Here is a 9,023-nt window from a genome sequence, read left to right as displayed (position 1 = left end):
CCATCGGGTCCGACTTCGGACGGCCGAGCCGCAGCGCCCGCGGCCACACCGGCTCGAGTTCGGCGCGGGTTTTGGAATCGCCGCTCGCAAACAGCGTCACCTCATGGCCGAGCTTTACCAGCTCCTCGATCAGCCACGCCACGACGCGTTCGGTGCCGCCATAGAGTTTGGGGGGAATGCTTTCGGCGAGGGGAGCGACCTGCGCGATCCGCATGTTGGTATCCACCTTCTGCAGTTAGGCTCCGGTCCTGCGCCGGGAGTTGAACCGTCTCTCCCGCGAGGCGTTCCGCACGCACGCGGGATTTTCACCGCGCGATCGTCAAACCGGCCGCTGATAGCGCGCGAGGATATCCAGCCAGTCTTCCAACAGGCGGCTCATCAGGAATTTTTCGCGCACGCTTTCCTTGGCGCGGCGACCGAGCCGCCGGCGCAACGCCGGGTCCTTCAGGATCTGCACGATGCGTTCCGCCGCCTGATCCACGCCATCGACCAGAAATCCGTTATCGCCGTCGACGATCTGCCGGCGGATGCCGCCGACATTGCCGCCGATCACGGCCGCACCCTTCCACATTGCCTCGGTGACGGTGAGGCCGAAGCCCTCGCGGGTCGACTTCTGCAGGATCACGGCGGCGCGGCGCTGCAGCGCATTCACCAGGATCGGATCGTCGACGGCGAGCACGATGATGTCGTCGTCGATCGAGCGTTTGATGTCTTCAAGGATGGTCTCGCCCTCGGGATCGTCGCTCGCATTGTTGCCGATCAGGACCAGCGTGCAGTCCACTTCCTTGCGTGCCTTACGGAAGGCCTCGATCACGCCCTTCGGATCCTTCCACACGTCGAACCGCGACACCTGCGCTACCAGCGGCCGTTCGGGCGGAATGCCGTGCTGCGACAGACAATCGTCAATCTCGGAATCGGACAATTCGACGTTCTTGGCGGCGAACGGATTGATCGCCGGCGTGACGAACAGTTCATCGATGCCGAGGTTCTGGCCATATTCCGGCAGCGAAAATATCGCCGCATCGTATTGCCCGATGAATTGCCGCAGGTACTTCCATGTCGGCGGGTGCGGCGAGGAAAGATCGACATGGCATTGCCAAAACCACGGCATCCGCCGTTCCGCGATGTGGTGCGCCAGCGGCAGCGGCTGCGGATCGTGGACGATCACTGCATCGCACTCTTCGACGTGAATCCGCGTGGCGTTCTCGAACACCACCTGCTCGTAGATCTGCCGGTCGACCTCGGGAAAGTCGATGTCGGCGCCCTGCAGCATGTTGTGCAGCTTCTTGGTGCAGCCGAAGAAGGCCGGCGTGCCCTGGATCAGGTGCCAGTCGGTCTCGATGCCGATCGCGTTCATCATCAGGGTCAGCGGGGTGAGAATCTCGGTGACACCGCCACCATAGAACGTGGAACTGACATGGGCGACGCGAAGCGTGCTCAACCGTTCGGCCTTGCCTGCAATCCGCTCGGCCGCCTTCCGGCCGATGATCGGCGCGTACTGCTCGAGCGAGTGCAGGCCGAGCGTCGACCGGTCGATGTCTGGAGTTGCCAGCGACATCAGGTGCCTCCTTGTGGTTTCCACCGCGTTGCCATTCATCGGCGCCTGACGCCTGGACGGTGCGCTCGTCACTAACGGCGCTTGCCGGGCTGCGTTCCCGATGGGGCCATTGTTCGTTCGGCTAGCGGACGGGAAATTGTGGTAAGTGCCGCCTGGATGAACGACTTGTTCATGCAGGGTGCTGGCTGTCCGCTATCGTCGTCACCTGAAGATCAGCCAACCCAGCGGCAGCAGAACGCAGAGTGTCAGAAACACGCCGAGCGAGAGCCGCCCGAATCTCTCGAGCGCTGAAATCTGCGAAGGATCGCGATCCGGCTGGCGATCCAGCCAGCGGCGGAAGAGCTGCAGCGGCCAGCCAAACAGCCACCCGAAAATCAGGCCGACGAGGCGAAGAGCGCCTTCAAGGGAGTCCACAGCAGATCACCCGGTTTCCATGCGGTTGATCAACCTAGGTTGTGCGAGATTAACGTCGTGATAAAGCCAACGGAGGCCGCTTCACCTTCACCTGCCCTTGTTTGCCGCGATCAAGGCGTTGTCGATGCGCCTTCCGCCATGCGACAATCGCCCGTTCATCAAAGCATCGACGGAAACCGGCCGTGAGTGAACCACAAACGCCTTCACCCTTCCAATCCATCCGCGCCATCGATTACACCGTCATCTTCGTGCGCGACATGTCGGCGATGCGCCGCTTTTACGAGGGCATCCTCCGCTTATCCCTGACGCGTGAGCTGTCGGACGGATGGATCGAATACCAGATCGGCGGCAACACGCTCGCGCTGGCGCGGCCGAGCCGGACCGCAAAAGATGCGCCGACGCCTGCGGGAAGCGCGTCGCTGCAGCTCGCGTTCAGGGTTGCCGCTGAGGACGTCGATCGCTGCGCCGACGAACTGGTGCGGCACGGCGTCGATCTAGTCGAGCCGCCGAAAGACCAGAGTTTTGGCCATCGCACGCTGTTCTTCAGGGATCCCGATGGAAACCTGCTGGAGGTGTATGCGGAGATTTGAGGCGGGCAAGAACCGTAGCCCGGATGAGCGAAAGCGATATCCGGGACCTGGTTAGGCATGTCGTAGAGATTATTATCCGGCGCGTTCCCGCATGTCGCTTGCGCTCATGCGGGCTACATTCTTGCCATCGCGCCGCTAGTTCAGCGTCAGCCACACCAGGTTGCAGTCGCTGTGGCAGGTGTTGCAGCGCGCCGGCTGATTGAACGTGTTGGCGAGCTGCCATTCCTGCGCTTCGTTGCTCCATTGCGCGGTCGCGTGGCAGATGATGTCGTCGGAACCGCAGGCGGCGCAGACCGGCGTGGCACGGGCGGTGCGATTGACGACCTTCGGCTCGACCGGTTGCGGCTGCGGCCGGTCCGGCGCGATACGGTCCTGGACGATCTCGAACGGGTTCATCAGCTTGACGCGTCGCAACATCGGTCCAGCATCCACGGGTTTCAGATTCGCTGCTTACAAAACTAGCGAATCGGCTTGGCCGTTCCATCGCAAAATTGCGGAATACCCACGTTTTAAATGTGATCGTCACCAGTGGGACACAGAAGCGGCTTTCCGGTGAGATGAAGCGGTATATTGATGCATCGCACTGCGCCAGTGTCGCCAGAGGCCTGTAGAAGGATCGAACCTGTGGACGCGCGCACGCGAAACGGCCCGGCGTCGATGCCGGGCCGCGCTGTCGGAGAACTAGTACTTCTTTTTCGCAGCCGATCCAGTCGTGGTCTGCTTGCCCGGCGCGCTTTCCGAATGGCCGGGGCCCTTGGCGGTGTTCTTCTGGTGCCCCGGCGCGTATTCGGATGCGCCCGGCGCGGTTGACTTCGTGCTCTTCTGCATCTTCTGTCCCGGGGCGTTCTCCGACGAGCCCGGAGACTTCGTGGTCTGCGCAAACGCCGTGGTGGCGAGCAGCACGGTCGAAACCGTAATCAATGTCTTCAGCATTGGTCTCTCCTGTTGGTTGCAGGTGACCAAGGCAACTCTCCGCTCGCGGTCGTGTTCCGCTTTTTCCCGATTGCACCGCGAGGCTTAATGCTGATGAACAGTCCTTCATCTTCCAGATTTTTGGGGCGAAAGACTTCAAGCATAACTCGGGCGCAAACGCGCTGCGAGGATGCGAGATCATGTTTGGTTGTCATCACCCGCGAAGGCGGGTGACCCAGTATTCCAGAGGCGTCAGTGATCGTGCCGAGAAGCCACGGCGTACTGGATCGCCCGGTCAAGCCGGGCGACGACAAGAGAGAAGCGGATACGCCCTCACAACTCCCTTGCATTCGAAAACGCGAACGAGCTCACCCGCCGCGTATTCTCGTCCAGGATCAGCGTCCGCGTGATCGGCGGCTCGGCGCGCTGGCTGCAGTTTTCGCGTTCGCAGAGCCGGCAGTTGACGCCGATCGGCGTGCCCTCGGCCTTCTCCAGGTCCATCCCTGCGGCATAGACGAGTTTTGTCGCATGACGGATTTCGCAGCCGAGACCAATCGCGAAGCGCGGCTGCGGCTGCGGGTGCGGGGCGATCGGCCGGCGCACCATCTGGGCGATCGAGAAGTAACGCGTGCCGTCGGGCAGCTCGATCACCTGCTTGAGCAGGCGGTCCGGCGTGTCGAAGGTCGAATGCACGTTCCACAACGGGCACGTGCCGCCGAACTTCGAGAACGGAAACGTGCCGGAGGAGAAACGCTTGGAGACGTTGCCGGCATTGTCGACGCGCAGCAGGAAGAACGGCACGCCGCGCGCGTTCGGCCGCTGCAGCGTGGTCAGGCGATGGCAGACCTGCTCGAAGCCGGCATTGAAGCGCTGCGCCAGCACATGCACGTCGTAGTTCAGCGTCTCCGCCGCGCTATGGAACGGCTGGTAGGGCATCATCACGGCGGCGGCGAAATAATTCGCGAGCGTGATGCGGTAGAGCCGCCGCGGCGTGTCGTCGAGCGGGCCAGCGCGGTTGACGATGGCGTCGATGGCCGCGCTGCATTCGGCAAGGCCAATTTGCAGCGCGAGCTGGAAGGCGCGGCCCGAGCCGTCGACCAGTTCGGAGATCAGAAGCTGCCGGCGATGACGGTCGAACCGCCTCAGCGTCTCGCGCATCACGTCGACGGGCATGATGCGCGTGACGATCGAATGCTTTTCGCGCAAGCGCACGGAGAGCGCGGCGAACAGCTCCTCGGCGGAGACGTTCAGTTCGTCGCGCAGGTTTTCCGCGGCCTGTTCCAGTTCTGGAAAGTAATTGCGGTTGGCCTCGATCAGGTCGCGCACGCGCTCGATCGGGTTGGCCTCGAACCGGGCGCCCTCGTCGCGGTCGGCCATTTGCGCCGCGACCAGCGTCTCGCCGCGGCGGGCCTCGGTGTAGGCCGCGTAGAGCCGTTGCAGGGAATGAGTCACGCCGGGGCAGAGTTCCGCGAGGTCGCGCAGTTCCTGCTTCGGCAGGTCGATCTGGCGGAACAGCGGATCGGAGAAGATCTCGTTCAGCTCGGCAAAGAACCGGTCCTCGTCGGCGGTGGCGAGATCGCGCAGATCGAGGTCATAGGTCTCCGCCAGCCGGAGCAGGATCTGCGCCGTCACCGGGCGCTGGTTCCGCTCTATCAGGTTGATATAGCTCGGAGAAATCCCGAGGCCCTCCGCGATCTGGGTCTGCGACAGCCCGAGCTGCTGGCGGATCCGCCGGAAGCGGGGGCCGACGAAAAGCTTCTTTCCGGAGTCGGTGGCCATGGCAGGTTCCTTGACCTTCATTGTGACAAAATTTACAAAATGACACATGTGACAAGTTTATATGTTACATGACATCACCATTCGAAATCAAGCAGTCTAGGCGAAATCGAGATTCTGGCGTTTATCTCTCCGGACGTTTCGCAATGCACTGTCAAGATTGTCGATTGAAGGATCACGCACATGAACTACCAGCCACGCGGCATCAGCACCCAGGGACCGGCTTCCTATCTCAGCGAGATTGAAGCTGCTCAAGCGCTGCTCAAGACCAAGCCGACCTGGAATGGCGTCACCGCCGAAGCCGTGGCGCGCATGCGTCTGCAGAATCGCTTCAAGACCGGCCTGGACATCGCCCGCTACACCGCGGCGCTGATGCGCGCCGACATGGCGGCCTATGACGCCGATCCCACCAAGTACACCCAGTCGCTGGGCTGCTGGCACGGCTTCATCGCGCAGCAGAAGCTGATCTCGGTCAAGAAGCACTTCGGCGGCAGGACCGATCGCCGCTACCTGTATCTGTCCGGCTGGATGATCGCAGCGCTGCGCTCCGAGTTCGGACCGCTGCCCGACCAGTCGATGCACGAGAAGACCTCGGTGCCGGCGCTGATCGAAGAGCTCTACACCTTCCTGCGTCAGGCGGACTCCCGTGAGCTCAACGATATCTTCCGCGCCATCGACGTCGCCCGCAAGGCCGGCGACAAGGCGAAGGAAAAGGAGTTGATCGAAAAGGTCGACAACTTCCAGACCCACGTCGTGCCCGTCATCGCCGACATCGACGCCGGCTTCGGCAATGCGGAAGCGACCTACCTGCTCGCCAAGAAGATGATCGAGGCAGGCGCCTGCGCCCTGCAGATCGAGAACCAGGTTTCCGACGAAAAGCAGTGCGGTCACCAGGACGGCAAGGTGACGGTGCCGCACGAGGTGTTCCTGGCCAAGATCCGGGCCTGCCGCCATGCCTTCCTTGAACTCGGCATCGAAGACGGTGTCGTCGTGACCCGCACCGACTCGCTCGGCGCTGGCCTGACGCAGCAGATCGCCGTGAGCCACAAGCCCGGCGACATCGGCGACCAGTACAACAGCTTCCTGGATTGCGAGGAAGTGACGCCGGCCAATGCCCGCAACGGTGATGTCATCATCAACCGCGACGGCAAGATGATGCGTCCGAAGCGCCTTGCCAGCAATCTCTACCAGTTCCGTCCTGGTACGGGTGAAGATCGCTGCGTGCTCGACAGCATCACCTCGCTGCAGAACGGCGCGGACCTGCTGTGGATCGAGACCGAGAAGCCGCATATCGAGCAGATCGCCAAGATGGTCGACCGCATTCGCGAGGTCGTTCCGAACGCGAAGCTGGCCTACAACAACTCGCCGTCGTTCAACTGGACGATCAACTTCCGTTGGCAGGTGTACGACGCGATGAAGGAAGCCGGCAAGGATGTCAGCAAGTACAACCGGGCCGAGCTGATGAAGCCGGAATACGACGATACGCCGCTCGGCATCGAAGCCGACGAGCGCATCCGCACCTTCCAGGCCGATTCGGCCAAGCGCGCCGGCATCTTCCACCACCTGATCACGTTGCCGACCTATCACACGGCAGCTCTGTCGACTGACAATCTCGCGAAGGAATATTTCGGCGAGCAGGGTATGCTGGGTTATGTGAAGAACGTTCAGCGCGCCGAGATCCGTCAGGGTATCGCCTGCGCCAAGCATCAGAACATGGCCGGCTCCGATATCGGCGACGAGCACAAGGAATATTTCGCCGGTGAAGCCGCGCTGAAGGCGGGCGGCGCCCACAACACGATGAATCAGTTCGGCTAACGCCTGAAACGATCACGCTACTTGGACAACAGGAGACTACCATGACCAAAGGCAGCAATTTCTGGGTGATTGGCGGCGAGTTCGGCTCGATGAACTTCCACAAGCTCGTGGAAGGCTCGGCCCAGGTTCAGGGTCCGTTCAAGACCCGCAAGGAAGCCGAGGATGCGTGGCGCGTCGTGTCGGAAGAGAACCGTCACAAGGCCGGCGTACGCTTCTCCATCGTGGAAGAGCCCTCGCGCATCTCGGCCTGAGCGGCTGCTGCCAACAAGAGTTAGGGAAACGCCCCAAGGACAGGCGGCCCCATCCGGAAAACCGGGTGGGGCCGTTTGCGTTGGCAAGGCGGTGCTTGCGTCTCCTCTCCCCGGGAGAGGGGCCGGGTAAGGGGGCTCTGGCCGGGGGCTCTCAAGCCTGTGGAGTGGTAAGCTATTGAAAACAAACAACCATTGCGCAAGGCATGGTTACTGCTAGGTTAATCGGGCTAACCCTCGCAGGATAAAGGCGGCTCCCGATGTCAAATGCGCAAAATACCGGCAACGAAGCCCGAGACATGCGACCGACCCGGCTGCGCGATGCGCTGCGCCAGGCCCGTATCGAAGCCGCCGACCGCACCGGCGTCGTGGTCGAACTGCGCGATGCCGAGGTGGCGCGGCTCGAGATCCTGAACGAGGCGCTCGATCCCCTGTTCGCCGAGGTGCCGGAGCAGGTCGACCTGTTCGATCGCGGCGTCAGCCAGGGCGAGACGCCGCGGCTGTGGATCGACGTGGTCGCGCATGTCGTGATGGGACGCGACAAGCGCATCTACCGCTTCGTGCAGGACACGCGCTTTGGCCGCATCGTGATCGCCGAGTCGCATGATGTGCCCGTCATCGTCGATGCCGTCACCGGCTATGTCGCGCGCCGCATGATCGAGCGCGAGCATGCGATGGTGGCAACGCCCGCGGCCGCCGAGCCGGTCGTGGAGAAGAAGCCACGCGGGCGCGGCATCGGCATGTTCGTGCTCGGCTTCGTGCTGGGCGCCGTGGCGCTGTTCGGGCTGGCGCTGTATGCGAGCCTGAAGAACTTCTAGAGCTCTAGTCGAAACAGCAGGGGGCACAGTGTCAGCCGTCATAGTCGGCAATATCATCGTGGCTGTGATTGTGCTCCTCATCGGCCGTAGCCTGTATGGAAAATGGCAGACGCTGCGCCGCGCTGAATTCATCCGCACTTTCCGCTGGCCGCGCGGGCTGCTCGAACGGCTGGAGAAGCATCATCCCGGCTTTCAGCGCAAGGACAGCGCGCTGGTCTCGCGCGGTCTGCGGCAGTTTTTCCTTGCCTATCTCATGAGCGGCAAGCACCACGTCTCGATGCCCTCGCAGGTCGCCGACGATCTCTGGCACGAATTCATCCTGTACACGCGCGACTACGACGCGTTCTGCCGCCGCGCCTTCGGCGGCTTCCTCCACCACACGCCCGCCGTCGTGCTCAGCGAGCACCGCAAGAGCAACGAGGGCCTGCGCCGCGTCTGGTGGTATTGCTGCAAATACGAGAACATCGACCCGGTGAGGCCGACGCGCCTGCCGCTGTTGTTTGCGCTCGACAGCAAGCTCAAGGTCGCAAACGGCTTCGTCTATCACCCCGACTGCGACGAACTGCGCAAGAACGGCAGCGGGGCTGCGTATTGCGCCGGCGATTTCGCCGATGGGTCGGTCGACGGCAGCACAGACGGGTTCGGCGAAGCCGGCAGCGATGCAGGCGGTGATGGCGGGGGAGGCGACGGGGGCGGTGGCGGCGATGGAGGCGGCGGCTGCGGTGGCGGCGGGGATTGAGAAAAGAACCTAGAGCAGCGTCGCCTGCTTGATCTGCTTGACGCGGAAGTCGGCATCGACCGCGCGCACGGTCTGTACGCAGCGCCATTTTTCTCCCTCGCGCGCGATCGAAAACAGGTTGTAGGCCGCGGCCGGATAATGCCGGTGCGCCAG

General features: G+C 62.7%; 11 protein-coding genes and 1 pseudogene. 5 read left to right on the top strand and 7 right to left on the bottom strand.

The window, feature by feature from the left end:
* From CQ12_RS46755 to CQ12_RS27095, 3 genes are all read right to left on the bottom strand, one after another.
* Positions 1–214: glycosyltransferase (locus tag CQ12_RS46755; protein WP_245310182.1), on the bottom strand; the 214-nt coding region annotated here is incomplete at its 3' end.
* A 105-nt stretch (positions 215–319) separates the two neighbouring features.
* Positions 320–1,558, bottom strand: coding sequence for a glycosyltransferase (locus CQ12_RS27100; RefSeq protein ID WP_057838342.1), 1,239 nt, complete (start codon positions 1,556–1,558; stop codon positions 320–322).
* Between the two features lie 201 nt (positions 1,559–1,759).
* Positions 1,760–1,972, bottom strand: a complete 213-nt coding sequence (locus tag CQ12_RS27095; RefSeq protein ID WP_057838341.1) for a hypothetical protein — start codon at positions 1,970–1,972, stop codon at positions 1,760–1,762.
* A 182-nt stretch (positions 1,973–2,154) separates the two neighbouring features.
* Between CQ12_RS27095 and CQ12_RS27090 the strand changes: the two genes are divergently transcribed.
* Positions 2,155–2,562 carry a VOC family protein gene (locus tag CQ12_RS27090; protein ID WP_057838340.1) on the top strand — a complete coding sequence of 136 codons (408 nt, stop codon included), beginning with the start codon at positions 2,155–2,157 and terminating at the stop codon, positions 2,560–2,562.
* Between the two features lie 135 nt (positions 2,563–2,697).
* Here CQ12_RS27090 and CQ12_RS27085 read toward each other — a convergent pair whose 3' ends face one another.
* From CQ12_RS27085 to CQ12_RS27075, 3 genes are all read right to left on the bottom strand, one after another.
* Positions 2,698–2,979 carry a hypothetical protein gene (locus CQ12_RS27085; protein ID WP_057838339.1) on the bottom strand — a complete coding sequence of 94 codons (282 nt, stop codon included), beginning with the start codon at positions 2,977–2,979 and terminating at the stop codon, positions 2,698–2,700.
* A 264-nt stretch (positions 2,980–3,243) separates the two neighbouring features.
* Entirely contained in the window at positions 3,244–3,495 is a 252-nt protein-coding gene (locus tag CQ12_RS27080) for a hypothetical protein (RefSeq protein ID WP_057838338.1), read from the bottom strand.
* Between the two features lie 312 nt (positions 3,496–3,807).
* Positions 3,808–5,253 (bottom strand): helix-turn-helix domain-containing protein, encoded by a 1,446-nt coding sequence (locus tag CQ12_RS27075; RefSeq protein ID WP_057838354.1) that lies wholly within the window; start codon positions 5,251–5,253, stop codon positions 3,808–3,810.
* Between the two features lie 180 nt (positions 5,254–5,433).
* Here CQ12_RS27075 and CQ12_RS27070 point away from each other — a divergent pair, with 180 nt between their 5' ends.
* The 4 genes from CQ12_RS27070 (at position 5,434) to CQ12_RS27055 (ending at position 8,870) form a co-directional block, all read left to right on the top strand.
* On the top strand, positions 5,434–7,065 hold the full coding sequence (locus CQ12_RS27070) for an isocitrate lyase (protein WP_057838337.1): 1,632 nt from the start codon (positions 5,434–5,436) through the stop codon (positions 7,063–7,065).
* A 41-nt stretch (positions 7,066–7,106) separates the two neighbouring features.
* A complete protein-coding gene (locus CQ12_RS27065) occupies positions 7,107–7,316 on the top strand; it encodes a DUF4170 domain-containing protein (protein ID WP_057838336.1) in 210 nt (69 codons plus the stop codon).
* A gap of 257 nt (positions 7,317–7,573) precedes the next feature.
* The gene (locus CQ12_RS27060; RefSeq protein ID WP_057838335.1) at positions 7,574–8,131 is read left to right on the top strand and encodes a hypothetical protein; all 558 of its coding nucleotides are present in this window, start codon (positions 7,574–7,576) and stop codon (positions 8,129–8,131) included.
* 28 nt (positions 8,132–8,159) lie between these two features.
* Entirely contained in the window at positions 8,160–8,870 is a 711-nt protein-coding gene (locus CQ12_RS27055) for a glycine-rich domain-containing protein (RefSeq protein ID WP_057838334.1), read from the top strand.
* Positions 8,871–8,879: 9 nt separating this feature from the next.
* Here the strand turns inward: CQ12_RS27055 and CQ12_RS47785 are convergent.
* Positions 8,880–9,023, bottom strand: a pseudogene (locus CQ12_RS47785) (metallophosphoesterase); the annotation flags it as partial.

This window comes from Bradyrhizobium jicamae, assembly GCF_001440395.1.
Classification (GTDB): domain Bacteria; phylum Pseudomonadota; class Alphaproteobacteria; order Rhizobiales; family Xanthobacteraceae; genus Bradyrhizobium; species Bradyrhizobium jicamae.
Note: the sequence above shows the minus strand (reverse complement) of the source record. Positions and strands in the feature narration are given on the sequence as shown.